At 32.5% G+C, this 15,066-nt stretch carries 8 protein-coding genes, 1 tRNA gene and 1 pseudogene; 5 read left to right on the top strand and 5 right to left on the bottom strand.

Going from position 1 to position 15,066, the window contains the following annotated elements:
- Positions 1-27 precede the first annotated feature (27 nt).
- The 3 genes from rpsA (at position 28) to rnt (ending at position 3,347) form a co-directional block, all read left to right on the top strand.
- Positions 28-1,704 (top strand): 30S ribosomal protein S1, encoded by a 1,677-nt coding sequence (gene rpsA / locus GFK82_RS02445; RefSeq protein WP_226810356.1) that lies wholly within the window; start codon positions 28-30, stop codon positions 1,702-1,704.
- A 99-nt stretch (positions 1,705-1,803) separates the two neighbouring features.
- Positions 1,804-2,088, top strand: a complete 285-nt coding sequence (ihfB, locus tag GFK82_RS02440) for an integration host factor subunit beta (protein ID WP_226810355.1) — start codon at positions 1,804-1,806, stop codon at positions 2,086-2,088.
- A 545-nt stretch (positions 2,089-2,633) separates the two neighbouring features.
- On the top strand, positions 2,634-3,347 hold the full coding sequence (gene rnt, locus GFK82_RS02435) for a ribonuclease T (protein ID WP_226810354.1): 714 nt from the start codon (positions 2,634-2,636) through the stop codon (positions 3,345-3,347).
- Between the two features lie 108 nt (positions 3,348-3,455).
- Here the strand turns inward: rnt and GFK82_RS02430 are convergent, their stop codons facing one another.
- Positions 3,456-3,809: a Grx4 family monothiol glutaredoxin gene (locus tag GFK82_RS02430; RefSeq protein WP_226810353.1), complete on the bottom strand. Its 354-nt coding sequence runs from the start codon at positions 3,807-3,809 to the stop codon at positions 3,456-3,458.
- 1,006 nt (positions 3,810-4,815) lie between these two features.
- On the opposite strand from GFK82_RS02430, the gene GFK82_RS02425 reads away from it, so the two are divergent.
- Positions 4,816-5,442 carry an MBL fold metallo-hydrolase gene (locus tag GFK82_RS02425; protein ID WP_226810352.1) on the top strand — a complete coding sequence of 209 codons (627 nt, stop codon included), beginning with the start codon at positions 4,816-4,818 and terminating at the stop codon, positions 5,440-5,442.
- A 2,411-nt stretch (positions 5,443-7,853) separates the two neighbouring features.
- Entirely contained in the window at positions 7,854-8,198 is a 345-nt protein-coding gene (gene tmaR, locus GFK82_RS02420; RefSeq protein ID WP_226810351.1) for a PTS system regulator TmaR, read from the top strand.
- A 1,795-nt stretch (positions 8,199-9,993) separates the two neighbouring features.
- On the opposite strand, the pseudogene thiD reads toward tmaR, so the two are convergent.
- From thiD to rpmB, 4 genes and pseudogenes are all read right to left on the bottom strand, one after another.
- Positions 9,994-10,799, bottom strand: a pseudogene (gene thiD / locus GFK82_RS02415) (bifunctional hydroxymethylpyrimidine kinase/phosphomethylpyrimidine kinase).
- A 767-nt stretch (positions 10,800-11,566) separates the two neighbouring features.
- Positions 11,567-11,641 (bottom strand) — tRNA-Arg (locus GFK82_RS02410).
- A 1,652-nt stretch (positions 11,642-13,293) separates the two neighbouring features.
- Positions 13,294-13,461: a 50S ribosomal protein L33 gene (rpmG, locus tag GFK82_RS02405; protein ID WP_226810350.1), complete on the bottom strand. Its 168-nt coding sequence runs from the start codon at positions 13,459-13,461 to the stop codon at positions 13,294-13,296.
- An 11-nt stretch (positions 13,462-13,472) separates the two neighbouring features.
- The gene (gene rpmB / locus GFK82_RS02400) at positions 13,473-13,709 is read right to left on the bottom strand and encodes a 50S ribosomal protein L28 (protein ID WP_226810349.1); all 237 of its coding nucleotides are present in this window, start codon (positions 13,707-13,709) and stop codon (positions 13,473-13,475) included.
- Positions 13,710-15,066: the final 1,357 nt, after the last annotated feature.

Below are 15,066 nucleotides of genomic sequence, written 5' to 3'. Positions count from 1 at the left end.
AACTTAAAAACCTGAAGATTATCAAATATGACAGAATCTTTTGCTCAACTCTTTGAAGAATCTCTAAAAAAAATCGAAACTCGGCCAGGTTCGATTGTGCGCGCTACCGTTGTATCCATTGCGAAAGATGTGGTCTTGGTTGATGCCGGCTTAAAATCTGAATCTGCTATCCCCGTTGAGCAATTCCGAAATGCCCAGGGAGATCTGGAAATAGAAGTGGGCGATCAGGTTGATGTTTCACTGGATGCCGTTGAAGACGGTTTTGGCGAAACATTGCTATCCCGTGAAAAGGCTAAGCGCCATGAAGCCTGGCTGATGTTAGAAAAGGCTTATGAAGCAGTAGTCACTGTTATCGGGGTTATTAACGGGAAAGTTAAAGGTGGCTTCACCGTAGAATTAAATGGTATCCGTGCGTTTCTCCCAGGTTCTTTAGTTGATGTACGTCCAGTTCGTGATACCTTTCATTTAGAAGGAAAAGAGCTTGAGTTTAAAGTCATCAAGCTAGATCAGAAGCGTAATAACGTTGTCGTTTCCCGTCGTGCTGTTATTGAATCTGAAAATAGTGCGGAGCGTGATCAACTACTAGAAAATTTACAGGAAGGTATGGGAGTCAAGGGTATTGTAAAAAATCTGACAGACTATGGCGCTTTTGTTGATCTTGGTGGTGTTGATGGTTTATTGCACATTACTGATATGGCCTGGAAGCGAGTTAAACATCCGAGCGAAATAGTAAATGTTGGTGATGAAATTAGCGTAAAAGTACTGAAGTTTGATCGTGAGCGTACTCGTGTCTCTCTTGGTTTAAAGCAGTTAGGCGAGGATCCATGGGTCGCTATCGCAAAACGTTATCCAGAAGGCACTCGATTGACTGGGCGCGTAACTAATTTGACTGATTACGGGTGTTTTGTTGAAATCGAAGAAGGAGTTGAAGGGTTAGTACACGTTTCTGAAATGGATTGGACGAATAAAAACATTCATCCATCTAAAGTCGTGAATGTTAGCGATATGGTAGAGGTGATGGTACTTGATATCGACGAAGAACGCCGTCGTATTTCTTTGGGCCTTAAGCAGTGCAAAATAAATCCTTGGCAGCAATTTGCGGAAACTCATAATAAAGGCGATCGTGTTGAAGGAAAAATCAAATCGATTACCGATTTTGGTATTTTTATTGGACTAGACGGTGGCATTGACGGTTTAGTACATTTATCCGATATTTCCTGGAATATCTCGGGAGAAGAAGCTGTTCGTGAATACAAGAAGACTGATGAAATTGCGGCTGTAGTTTTGCAAGTAGATGCGGAACGTGAACGAATTTCTTTAGGGGTAAAACAATTAATTGAAGATCCGTTTAATAATTATCTTTCTTTGAATAAGAAAGGGACTATTGTTACTGGTAAAATAACAGCAGTTAATGTGAAAGGTGGTACAGTTGAATTAGCAGATGGTGTAGAAGGTTATCTTCGTGCATCTGAAGCCTCGCGAGACCGTATAGAAGACGCTACTTTAGTTCTCAATGTCGGTGATGATGTCGAAGCGAAATTTACTGGTGTCGATCGTAAAAATCGCATTCTAAGCCTCTCTGTTCGCGCTAAGGACGAAGAAGATGAGAAAGAAGTAATCACTACTGTAAACAATAAGCAGGAGGAAGGTAACTTCTCTAACGCGATGATTGAAGCTTTTAAAGCAGCGAACAAAAACGAGTAATTATAATATGGGGAGCATTAAGTGATTTTTTTTGCTCCTGGGTGGTATAATAGATTTATTATGCGTCTCTTTTAAGAGACGTGTAAACTTGGAGGCGTTATGACCAAGTCTGAACTTATTGAAAGGCTAGCTGGTCAGCAAGCTAATATCCAAACGACTATGGTTGAAGAGGTCGTGAAAGAGATGTTAGAATATATGGCGACAAAACTTGCCAATGGTGAGCGTATTGAAATCCGCGGTTTCGGCAGTTTTTCCCTTCATTACCGAGCACCCCGTATTGGTCGGAATCCAAAAACCGGTGCTAAGGTAAAACTAGAAGGTAAATATGTTCCACATTTTAAACCGGGTAAAGAGTTGCGTGATCGTGCTAATGTCTATAGTTAAATTACTGCGCCAAGGAATAAGTTGATCTTTATTAAAAAGAAAATTTCTAAACGTGATTTTTATCATAGCAATCATAATGTGTAATGACATAGCATCTTGCCCTATATTCTTAATATAGAGACGATTTATACTGTCATAACTATAAATATATTCTATATATTATAAATGTTTTATACGTATTTCAAAGTTATTGATAAATCTGAATCATAATATTTTATAGGTGAATTTATTTTCTTCAAAATAATCTCTAGTCATAAACTAGAGAAGATGTATTTTTATTTTAAAGTTATATTTTTCATGGCATTATATTATATATATTTCTAGTTCTCAACGCATCTTTGGCATATAAAAACATAAAGAGAAATAATGAATGGTTTAAGCGATCACTGAGGTGATAGAAATCCAGTGACTTGTATATCTTATATATTTATACTCCATTCATAGAGAAAAGGAGTATAGAGAGACAATGTTAGGACTAACTGTCATGCACAATGTGCTGAAATTTTCAATAATAAGTGCTTGATTCTATCAAGATAAGAACAGAGATGGCTGAAAGAGACGATATAAATATCCTTTGTTCCCGATTTCGTGGTTTTTATCCGGTTGTTATTGATGTGGAAACTGCAGGCTTTAACGCTGAGACTGATGCCTTGCTTGAGATCGCAGCTGTGACACTAAAAATGGATGATAATGGATGGTTACATACCGATAAAACAATGCATTTCCATATCGATCCATTTCCAGGCGCTCTATTGCAACCAGAAGCACTGAGCTTTAACGGCATTGATCCTTATAATCCCTTTCGCCACGCTGTTACCGAGTATCATGCTTTGTATGAAATCTTTAACATGGTACGAAAGGGGATAAAAGATCAAGACTGTAACCGTGCTATTATTGTCGCCCATAATGCCGCTTTCGATCACGGTTTTTTAATGGCAGCTTCCGGGCGTACTAAGTTAAAGCGCAATCCATTTCACCCCTTTGCTACCTTTGATACAGTGTCACTAAGCGGGTTGATACTTGGGCAGACTGTCCTAGCTAAAGCATGCACTACTGCTGGGATCGATTTTAACAGTGGTGAAGCGCATTCAGCCCTTTATGATACCGAACGTACTGCCGTTTTATTTTGTGAATTAGTCAACCGTTGGAAGCGTCTTGGCGGCTGGCCGAATTTAATCTCTTCGCCGGAAATTACTGAAGAGGTGATCATTCCTCATCAGGTCCGGATGAACTCTACTAACGACTCGTCAGGACTGTGAAAAAATAACTCTTTTTCTAAAGAGTCGGAGACTGACAAGGTAGTAGCACCTCTACTGGACATTCTTTCTCTTCGCTAATATTCGCTGCAATAATCCACCCATAGTTAGCTAGAGTATTCGACTATGATCTTCGTGTAAATTATGTTTTATTGCGGTTGCTTTTATGATTGCCTGCAGTTCACCACACTGGTACATCTCACGAACAATATCGCACCCTCCAATAAGTTCGCCATCGACCCATAGTTGAGGAAAAGTGGGCCAGTTAGCGAATTTTGGTAGCTCTGTACGAATATCCGGATGAGTTAGCACATCAATATAGGCAAAACGTTCTCCGCAGGCGGATAGCGCATGAACAACCTGACCTGAAAAACCGCAACCTGGAAATTTTGGTGAACCTTTCATATATAGAAGAATAGGATTCTCAGTGAGCTGGTTCTGAATTTTTTCAATAGTTGTAATCATTTTTTTCTTCCTTAAGATAGTGGCTAGTTTTTATTTATAGTGTATCAGATATATACTAATGAAATATTTTAAGGATTCTAGAAGCATTCTTTAAATGAGATTATCCTGTATTCAGGAGAATTATCCTTCTGATATTTTTTAAAAGTTATACGTGACTGTTTACTTACCTACGTATTTCAATCAGACCTAAAATATGTATAGGTTGACATAAAGTGAGTGATGTATAGAAAAAGAGAAGGTATTACAATCGTACTGTAAAAGATTTTAAAAGTGACGAATTGAATTCGTCTACATGTGAATATATTTTTTAAAAATATTCCAAATAAATATTAGGTTATCACCACCTTATCGATACCAATTGTATGATTCGAATAAAAAATCGTAATACATGACTCTGTTTTCATATTCTTCCATGACTATTGTTATGGTTATCTATCGGGTCGTGATAGATTATCTTAACACATTTATATAAGAACATATCCTTACGGAAAATAGCTGTTCTACCGTTTAGGTATTTTGTCTTAATATGAGACGCTATCTAAATCCGTCGCGTACATGTAAACCGGGAGGATGTTCTCAAGAAATTGGATAACGTTATCAATTCCTTGCCAAAATTCATTATTTTACTTAATTAAATCGATTTAAAATACATACGTAGCTTATCTAAGTTAGGCCAAGGTACCAAAATATTCTTGTGGTTTATATAAGATAAGTATGAAATAAAATGCTGTTTTAATAAAGAGTATTAGCTGAAAAAGCTACACTTATTTAAATCTAGACATGCTATTTGCATTTCTATACTTTAATCATCATTTAGTCATTGAGACTTTATTTCATCTGTATACAGAATTTTAGGGTTCAAGAGAAGTCTTCTCTATGCAGAGATGTCATGCATATTGATGTGTGTATGAGGAGAGGGAGGGGACTTTTAACTAACATAAGAGGTTACAATTTCTCTTAAGAGCTTTATGGTTTAGTGAGTTAAAAGGATCAGAATGGATAAAGTATGAAATATCACATTATACCGGTAACATCGTTTAAGCAGAATTGTTCTATTCTTTGGTGTCAAGAAACCGGAAAAGCGGCGCTGATAGATCCTGGAGGTGAAGCGTTTCGGTTACGTCAGGAAGTATCAGCTCTCGGGGTGACAGTACAGCAAATATGGATAACTCATGGTCATTTAGACCATGTCGGTGCTGCCAGCGAACTTGCAGCTTTTTATCGTGTACCCATTATTGGTCCTCATTATGAGGATAAACCACTCCTGCAAAATTTACCAGGACAGTGTCAATTATTTGGAATGGAGTTTATTACACCGTTAATACCAGACCATTGGTTAATAGATAGGGTGATGTTGAGTCTTGGTAAACTATTGTTTACAGTTCTACATTGTCCTGGGCATTCTCCAGGCCATGTGGTATTTTGGAATCAAGCAGAGAAGTTTATTTTTATGGGGGACGTCCTGTTTAAAAACGGTATTGGTCGCACGGACTTACCTGGCGGTAACATAAAAACATTAATGCACTCAATTAATTATCAGCTTATGCCATTAGCAGATGATATTGTGTTTTTACCTGGGCATGGGTTAATGTCAACATTAGGCGACGAACGCCGAAATCAGTCTATCTTGTAATAGATGCGATTTATCGATAAATACATGTTTTAACTAATATTCATATAGATATATAACTGTTATATCTACATATTTACAGATGGAGTTGACGATGGTAGGAGTCTTCTGTTAAGTATTTAGAGTACTGCTAGATTGTATTTTGAAAAACAATAATATCTTTTTTCTAGAATATTGGATAGATTTATGTATTTTAAAATCATTGAATAGACACCCAATAATCAATGTATCGTCCAGACGCTTGTCTAATTTAAATATATTTTCCGAGTTAAGAAAATTAACGTTAGTCGGTGTTAATTATTATTTAATAGCTTCTTGACGCACAACTATTTGATAATATGGATTTTTCTATCCATTTTTTTAGTTTACGCTAAGCAGAAACGCTGTAGGTTTTTTGATAAAAAACAGTGATAACTGTTTTCTGATAAGTGTATCGGTTTAAAGTGCTTAACGCGTATCATGGTCTTGAGTGCAGAGCCAGATAAGAATAGCAATTACGTGATTACCTTCTATCACGGTAGTGACAATAACACGTCTATACTAGAGAAGAAACTATTTGTTAATGGTGTTAAGAGCTACACATAGGTCATAATAACCTTATTGAATGCTTTAGATATAAAGATCAATTTTTGTAGACCATAGTAAAGTTTTATTATTTCAGACGGGATAGCAGATTGCACTGATTGAATCAGCAAGAATCCTCATATGTCACACTCGTCTTATATTTACTGACTGCCTTCATGATGTGGTGAGTTTTACAAATAAAAAATAACCATATTTTAATTACCTAAAAACCATTAAAACTTTCCAGAAATTGTTTTTTTTGCTTCTATAATATCTGTTTATCAGTCAATTTCTTTCTTAAACAATTATCAAAGTACAACAGATAGATATGTTGATTTATATACTATAAATATATCCCTGCTATCTGCTTGATAGCAGGGGATCCCCTAGGACGTTGATTTTATCATAAGTAAAGTGCTGTAGATAGTATCTTATTCAATTACATTAAGAATAAGTATGCCATATGCTCTATCTCTATATTGAGAGATATCTGTTATTTCATGAACGTTCGTCTAGTATATGCCTGGTTGATCTCTTTGATATTGAAAATTAAGGGGAGGAATTTGAAAACCTTTATTCAAGATATGGTTTTAAATGCTTCGGACCGAATAATTCCAATATTAAAATTGATTAGTGTGCGTAGACTTTAAAATAAGTAACAGTGAGCATCTACCATTAGTAGATTTTAAAAAATCAAAATATATTAATTAATCAACCTAGTTACGATAAGATTTAATGAATCTTTAGTGATGCTTAGCACACTAAGAACATAGGAAATACACTGATTTTGTTTATAATTTTAAATTATTCAATAATAACGTATTTTTAAGAATTTGTAAAATGTTTTCACGACTATACAGATACTTTATCATAGACTATTAATAGTCAAGTTGCTTGTGTGGTATAAATTTCAGAACTAGTGAATAGATAGGTAAAGTGAATGGTCGATTTGATGTTTTATTTTTTTGATAAAATCAATAGCATTTAACTACTTAATACTTATGAAAATAATACCCTAACGTGAATTCAATGATATCATCATTATATGATGCTGAAGATTTTTAATCTCATTGATGCTCATATCTTTATAGATATGAGCTTTACTTCATAAAGTGGCTTAACAACAATTTTAAGTGTATCAGTAGAAAAAATAGAACTTTATATTAAGTTTTCTACAGAAGATTGTATCCCATATTTTATATACATATCTGATGAGTAGAATTAAGGGAGGTTAAATAGAGATTTGTTTCTGGATCTTCATATATTACTTTATTGTTTGATCTGGAGAAGTAGATGTACCTTTATTGAGTTGCATGTTTGATGCTAATAACCAGGTAATTGTCTAAATTTGTATTAGATATGAATAATAGATACTTCAAATGTGCATAATTAAGTACCGGGTTTATCATATTTAAAATTTCATGGTGTTTTTTTAGCTAATGTGTTTCTCTATGCCTAGAGCAGTAGAGCTCTGAGTCACAATTGAGATACTGTGAGATGAAAGTATTAAGAGGAAACTGACTGTAACGTATTAATAACAAGACAAGGCATTGTTCTAAAAGAATTTTTCATAGTATTTTAAATGAATTTTAGTGTTGTGTATAATTAATGTAGAATATAGCAATTCTCTTAAATACTATGTTTTTTTTTAGAAAATTGGAAATGGTTATTGCAGAAAGCTCATTAAATGTAGCGAATTAATGATATGGGTTGGTGACTTGAACTGAAATGAGAATCTAATGTTATGAATGGTTCTTATTCTGCTGTCTAGATGAGTTACTAAGAGATCGTATTCAAGACTGAGAGCTTTAGTAGATAGTCTTATCAAGAAAGTTAAGCGAGGAAACATAATGGATCATATGCAGCCTTCATTTCACGATGTCCTGGAATTTGTACGTATGTTTCGCCGTAAGAACAAATTGCAGCGTGAAATTATTGACAATGAGAAGAAAATTCGTGACAACCAAAAGCGTGTTCTCCTACTAAATAATCTTAGTGACTATATTAAATCAGGTATGTCTATTGAGGAAATTCAAGCAATAATTAGCAATATGCATACAGATTATGAAGACCGTGTTGATGATTATATTATTAAAAATGCTGAATTATCAAAAGAGCGGCGGGAGTTATCGAACAAACTAAAAGTGATCGGGGAAAATAAACCAAAAAATATTATTTTTGATAAAAAATTATAATTGATATTTATGCTTAATAACATATTGCGCAAGATTATCTAAAATATATGCGTAAGATGTTAAGCAATAGAGATTTCATAGCGTTCTCATATGCCTTCGAGGATTTTCTTTAATAAAAAACAAATTCAGTAACATTTAAAAAGCTATGCTTTGTGTGAAAAAATTCATGTAACTCGCTATGCGGGAAATCATGTATGTAATAATTTCAATTAAAATCGTATCATTTTCTTGATAAATATATCATATTACTCGATGATTAAATAAGTTCTAGATAACTTGCTTATATAATGATGAACCTAGAAAATATAGAAGGAATAATCTGTGCCTAGGAAAATGATTATTCTTTCTCTTTTTTTATAGCGGTAATCATTTTGGAGATATTTTAAGTATCTCTTGATCTGCTTCTCTTGAATTATATAGTTTTTGTTAAAGATTGCTTACCGCGAGATCTATGTTTATATTCATAATATAAAAATGAAACATAATAATAACTTCTCTATATAGTCAGGTATGAGATACTACTTTGAAATAGGCTTATATCCACATTATTTCTGATCGCGGCATGAACTCCAGTAATTAATATTGGGAATATTATTGTATTGAATATTATATCTCCTGTTTTTTACACACGCAGTTATTTATCTTTAGACAGCTATAGTAATTTTTATATACTCTTGTTCCTTTTAACAAAAAGATTGATAGTATTATGTGTTTTTTATACTTTGTCGTATCTTGAAATAACTTGCATCGGTTTTTAAAAGACATAATACGAAAAACATTTTTAGGTTTTTCAAGAAGCGAAATCACATTTTTAATAAAGGGACGGCATTATTAGCATGGTTTTTCATTTCGAATTTCTTGTTTTTCAATCAATCTACGTTATTTATACGCGTGATTTTAAAGAGGACATGGTGTTATGTAGAGCGTAATAAAAATTCTTTAAAATATGACAAATGGGAAGAAAAAAGTGTTTTGATATAAAGTCCTATTCTTTTATTCCTAAAAGATCAGTAGTGATGTCTGTGAAAAATTTTGTCGTTACTTGGGTATAGAGAGAAATTATCATGATATTTTCTCTCTTGATTATATCCTAGATATCCTGTTTTTCGATAACAATCTAATTTCCGAAGGAAATATAATAATTCGGATTGAAACATATAGTACGTAAGAAATATATTCATAGAATGAATGAAGACTGCTTGCCTGGAACAAATTTTAATGATTTTTTCTGGTAATTTTGTTAAAAAACTTAGAAAACATATATAAAGATAGACTGAGTGTTATTGAGTAATGGGATATATTACTCAATATATATTTTAAACATCATAGTCCACTCAGTGGACTTCTCTTATATATTAAGAACAATGAAAATTATTAAAGCAATGGTGGATCATCGTAATGTTATCTACCATCGCGTTTTTTAAAAAATAAATATGTTTTTATTTAATTCTAGATGAAATAATAATTTTAATATTTCTTGTCAATTAATGTTTTTTCATGGGAATGATGCTTATCATTATTTAGATTGATGTTCAAAAGTACGGATTCTTGATGAATCCTCTTATTATTTAGAAGCTGAAGAAATGGAGTATTTAATATATATTCACCATTTTAAAAGTTGAAATGATGTGTTAAATAAGTAGAACGAGTTTTCTCATGAAATGGTTAGTTTTTATTTCTATCTATAAAAATCATTCTATATATCTGGATATAGAACTAGCAATAGTGACATAACATTATCTTAAAAACTTTCGGAACGAGCAATCTGGGTTGTTCGAGGTAAACTAAATCACTACTATTTATAGAAATCGTGCACGGTCCCATTACCTGTTCCTACGTTTAAATCTTTCGCATGTTCTAGCGCTTTTTATATCCATAATTTTAAAACCTTTAGTGTCTTGGACCAGTTTTTATAGCAGGGACGCTTTGTAGCTAAAGCAGCCGAAAGGCTATAACCTATACCATGGGTATGCTGAGTGGGTATCAATCCTAAGACTATCAAAGCGTAATTCCTGATCTAAAATAATGAGCCAATCTGGACTTGATTCTCCGGGTAGATGCCCTCCATTCATTACTACAAGCTTGACATCCAAGTACTAGTAGTGCTTGACGTTGCTAACGCGTTTGATTTTCATCCTTTTCCGCTAAGCAGTGAAGAAGAACTGCGGCCTCAATCAGGTTGAGAGTAATAATCGATACTAGCGGTAACAATGTTTCTCTAAGAGAAATAACTACATCTTCCTCTAACAGTGTATCACCACTTGTGTCCATCATCACGGTATCTAGTACCTCCTTAAGGGGTAGGATATTTTTTAAGCTTATTAACCACAATATTGATAATTTAAGATCGGTGAAATATGCCAAGTTGAACACTGTCGATATTTATAGTGCTAAGCACTGAGTTCAGCCGCGCTTCTACACATCTATTAGAGATCAGCGGGTAAAGTCGCTTTCACCTCTTGGGTGTTCTGTGCTAGGAGCGTTGTAATCACTGAAATGCCATTAATCACTTAACGCTTAGAAGGTCTTTAAATAGGCCTGAATACCCGCAGCACTACTAGGATCAGTACCAGCTATGGTTAAATTTTTCTCATAATGAATCTTTTATATATAGGTTATATGAAATATAGTGTACACACTAAAAATAAATCTTGTAATGCCTGATTCATTTCATAATGAATTTAGATCTAATTGAAAATTACTAAAACATATTTTAAATAATCTTTATATATTATATTGAAGTTCAATATGTGTAGTATTTAACTAATTTATCATCAGCAGCCTAATTTTATCTATTCATATGATATTTTAAAAGATTCTTGCTGCTTTTTTTTACTATCAAGCACTGAAATTATAAGTCTGCTGGTTTATCGTTAAGATCATCATCCAATATTTTGAGTAAACCTTATTACTTGATTTTTGTGATGCGTTTTAAAATTCACATAACTGTCATTTTTAAATCTCGAGGTTACCGTTATAGTCGTTATTTTTATGCAGTAAGTGTATGAAACATTGGCATGAAACCTAAAAGTATTGAGTGATATTTCTGGAATAACATATTGAAAGATTATAAAAAATGTTAAGAGTGTTCAAGAATTTGACAGAGTGGTTTATGTATTTTACATATATGCTATTTACCAAATCACATGAAGTAAGGTTAGCATCTAGTAAGAAAAAAATATCTAGAAGAGAGGATGATATTAGTAAATCTTGAATTTATATTAATCATTTTAATTATCAGATTATCTTGTTTAACAGGAAGTAATAATGTATAAGCGATTTTTCATGTAATAGATGAGTGAGGATATTAATAATGATTTATTGAGTTAAATTTGCTCTCTGAATTTTTATAGATGTAAAAATCGATATGGTATCCCCGACAGGAATCGAACCTGTAACTAGCCCTTAGGAGGGGCTTGTTATATCCATTTAACTACAGGGATATGATACGTGACAGATAGTGTAGCGTATTCAGTCTTAAAAAATAAGCTTCTGGCGAAGCAGATGGAAATTCTGCATGATGACTATTTATTACCTGTTGTCTGTCCTTTTTACAAGCGATGGTTACAGTACCAGATTTTTGGCAAAGTTGGTTTCTTTTTACTGCATGTATCCTAATCTCTTATCAAGTTTTTATATTCCACTCTAGCAATGAATTTTCATTCATTGCATGGCGGTTTGGCTACCTCTATACTGATAAAACTCATTTTGATGATATAGATTATCATGTCTATATAGTGTTAAAATCTACATTTTAAGCAGATGGAATGCATTCGTGTTTGTATAGAGTTGTATGTTTTTAAAGGAACAAGACAGTCTATGTGTTTTATTATAGTTTTCTAATTGTAAAGATGTTTTTAAAGAGCAAGTGATAATTTCACCTCTCTGTTTTAATAATAGAAAAATACAATAAATAGAAATTATTCACACTATTATTATTTGTATTAAAATAATGGTATTGTGTGGTGATTTTTTATTTGAATGTTTTATCAGGTGTGTTCTGTTGAAGAAGTATTCTTTAGTTTTAATAATGTCTATGAAAAGTTAGGTATATTTATATGGTTTATATGAATCTAGAGCGACTGCATCCTCTATCTAAACACATTGTGTTTAGATAGAGGATGCAGTTTATAGCGAAATTATCAATGATATAATAAATTTAAACATTCTCCTCAATATAGGCTTTTTTTAAATGTATTGGGTCATATTGTCTAATAATCTTACATAGATTACAATGATATTTTTCTAGAAGATCCAAGAGGCTATAGTAGTATTACTATAGCTTGGATTCACAAGCTAGATAATAACTAATCACTATGTTATAGACTTAGAAAAATTATTCGTCTGTATTTTTTTTGAGTGAAGTGTTACAATGAAATCATTAAATTTCGATTTAGTTTCAAGACTAAAAAATCGCGTGTATTATAATAAGCTTTATTTAAAAGCATATATTATACATGAAATTTATTTTTTAAAATCTATTAAGTAGTCAACTAAAAGACACAACCCATAAATTTATTAAAATAAAATAACTTTTAAAAAAAATCTTTATATTTTCCCATGATTTTAGTTATGGATATGAGATGTGTTCATATACGCCAATAAAACCTTAGGATAGTCTCTTACTGTTGAGATAGATGGCTAACCTGATCGGTTGTTATTTTTTGTAAAATCTAGATTTTGCTAATGTATATGTTTCATCAGATATCGATAAATAATTTCAAGGAGTATATTACTATCACATCCCTCGTCATATCTGAAACTAAGTGGACTCATTGAATGAGTATTTTGAAATTTTCGATAACACTGCTATTGCAAGATTAGTCTTATCTAAGACGCTTCATATCATCTTGATCTGTGTTAAAAGAAGTATGAAATCAAGAAAAAAACTTATTGTTTACACAATAGTTTAATATAAATTATAATCAAATATTTCCTTCTACTACGTTTTAGACATTACCGCGCTTATAGCGCGGTAGAGCAATAAAAACTCTAATTATATTTAGAAAATGAAATATTTTCAGTAAATCTTTGTTGTGACTCCAGGCAATCTATAAAAATCTAAACGAGGTAAGTTTTCTAGAAAACTCTAGAACTATTTGATTTTAGCTTCTTTATAAAGAACATGTTTGCGTATTACTGGATCAAATTTCATTAATTCTATTTTTTCGGGTTTAGTGCGCTTGTTCTTCGTACTGGTATAGAAGTGACCAGTATCAGCTGAAGAAACTAGTTTAATCTTCTCGCGAATACTTTTAGCCATGATGTAATTCCTTAATATTTCTCACCGCGGATACGAAGATCGGTCAAAACCGCTTCGATTCCCTTCTTATCAATGAGACGCATACCTTTAGCAGAGACACGCAGAGTGATAAAGCGTTTCTCTCTCTCAAGCCAAAAACGGTGAAAGTGTAGATTAGGTAGAAAACGACGTTTTGTTGCATTCATTGCGTGAGAACGGTTATTACCACTCACTGGGCGCTTGCCAGTCACTTGGCAGACTCGGGACATGTTGCTTCTCCAAAAATGAAATCAGTTCGCGCATAAATACATGATGCTGGTTGCCTCGTTTAACTTGAGATTTTCTTCTAACCGTGTTCACTAACAAGTGATTTATCAGAGACCTTGTGTGGAAAGAGATATCGCATGCTCTTATATTTAAGACTGTGAATGTAGCGTAGTGTACCTTTTGACTTACAACTTCTCAAGTCTAAAATAATTTTAAATTATTTTAGGATTAGGAGTATGTCATTGATCGTAACAATCACATATATTTAAACAAAATCAGATTTCATTGTGTACTAATCTTTGATGCAGATTCAGAACTATTGATGATAGAATGTGACTATATATTCTTTAATAGTATTTTTAAAACTTTTAGACTTTCTTAAAGAAGATCATTTTCAGCAAGACGTTTATGTATATAAATTACCGATTGGTAAGCGATTTTGGGATTAATTGTTAGATAAAGCCTAGTTTGACCATATCGTAATAAATATTATTCTTTATATTTATCACGGATGTTCATTGTATGATTTATAGAATTCAAACAGATAATCAATATTGATAATGTATGGAACAGCAACTTTCAAAAACACAGAAGAATGATTACAAATCCAGATTTTCAGAAAGTATTAGGATAAAAAGTGAATACTATACATATAGTGTATTTTTAAATAAAATAAACTGAAGTCACTATCTTTATTAGTGAGGTTGCGAGACTGTTTATATCCTTTGTAATCTAAAATCATGACGTTTAAATGTCATTGAGCTTTTGATACATACTGGCTACACTTACTGTGATCCATGTGCATTTATTATTTATGCTTAAATGCCACTTGGATTGTATAAATGATGGTTTCCTACCGATAAAAGGTATTATTTTAATATAATATCCTGTTTTCAACATTTATTTAACATATAATAATGTTATATATCATAATGATTTAAAAGATATGATCTTTAATTTTAAAAATTAGTTTAATTCAACAAGGGATAAGATGTGGGAGAGAACTTTAATTTATATTAATCTTTCCGCGAGATATATTTTTGTTACTGAAAGTAAGCATGACACACTAATATAATGAGCTACATATGTATCATGTAGATAAAGATTTGATAAGAAGATTTAAAATTGTCTAAACTACATTTTTCTCGATCTAAAAAATGGTATCAAGCAGTGATACATAATGGATAAATTTAAATTAAGATCTAGATGATCATTAACGTTGCTATATCTGAGAAGAGAAATAAAGGTCAAATATCTGTTGCGATATAGCCACTCGTTTTTCAGACTACAAAATTTTATCAAAACGAAGATCGTGAGCTATATTTGGCTATTTTTATGACATACGGTATCCTTGATGCT

The organism is Candidatus Steffania adelgidicola (assembly GCF_020541225.1).
In the GTDB taxonomy this organism is placed as follows: domain Bacteria; phylum Pseudomonadota; class Gammaproteobacteria; order Enterobacterales; family Enterobacteriaceae; genus Steffania; species Steffania adelgidicola.
Note: the sequence above shows the minus strand (reverse complement) of the source record. Positions and strands in the feature narration are given on the sequence as shown.

Excerpts from the sequence above, each read along its gene's own strand:
- GFK82_RS02425 (WP_226810352.1), top strand. The coding sequence starts at position 4,816 with ATGAAATATCACATTATACCGGTAACATCGTTTAAGCAGAATTGTTCT.
- rpmB (WP_226810349.1), bottom strand. The coding sequence starts at position 13,709 with ATGTCCCGAGTCTGCCAAGTGACTGGCAAGCGCCCAGTGAGTGGTAAT.
- rnt (WP_226810354.1), top strand. The coding sequence starts at position 2,634 with ATGGCTGAAAGAGACGATATAAATATCCTTTGTTCCCGATTTCGTGGT.
- rpmG (WP_226810350.1), bottom strand. The coding sequence starts at position 13,461 with ATGGCTAAAAGTATTCGCGAGAAGATTAAACTAGTTTCTTCAGCTGAT.
- GFK82_RS02430 (WP_226810353.1), bottom strand. The coding sequence starts at position 3,809 with ATGATTACAACTATTGAAAAAATTCAGAACCAGCTCACTGAGAATCCT.
- tmaR (WP_226810351.1), top strand. The coding sequence starts at position 7,854 with ATGGATCATATGCAGCCTTCATTTCACGATGTCCTGGAATTTGTACGT.
- rpsA (WP_226810356.1), top strand. The coding sequence starts at position 28 with ATGACAGAATCTTTTGCTCAACTCTTTGAAGAATCTCTAAAAAAAATC.
- ihfB (WP_226810355.1), top strand. The coding sequence starts at position 1,804 with ATGACCAAGTCTGAACTTATTGAAAGGCTAGCTGGTCAGCAAGCTAAT.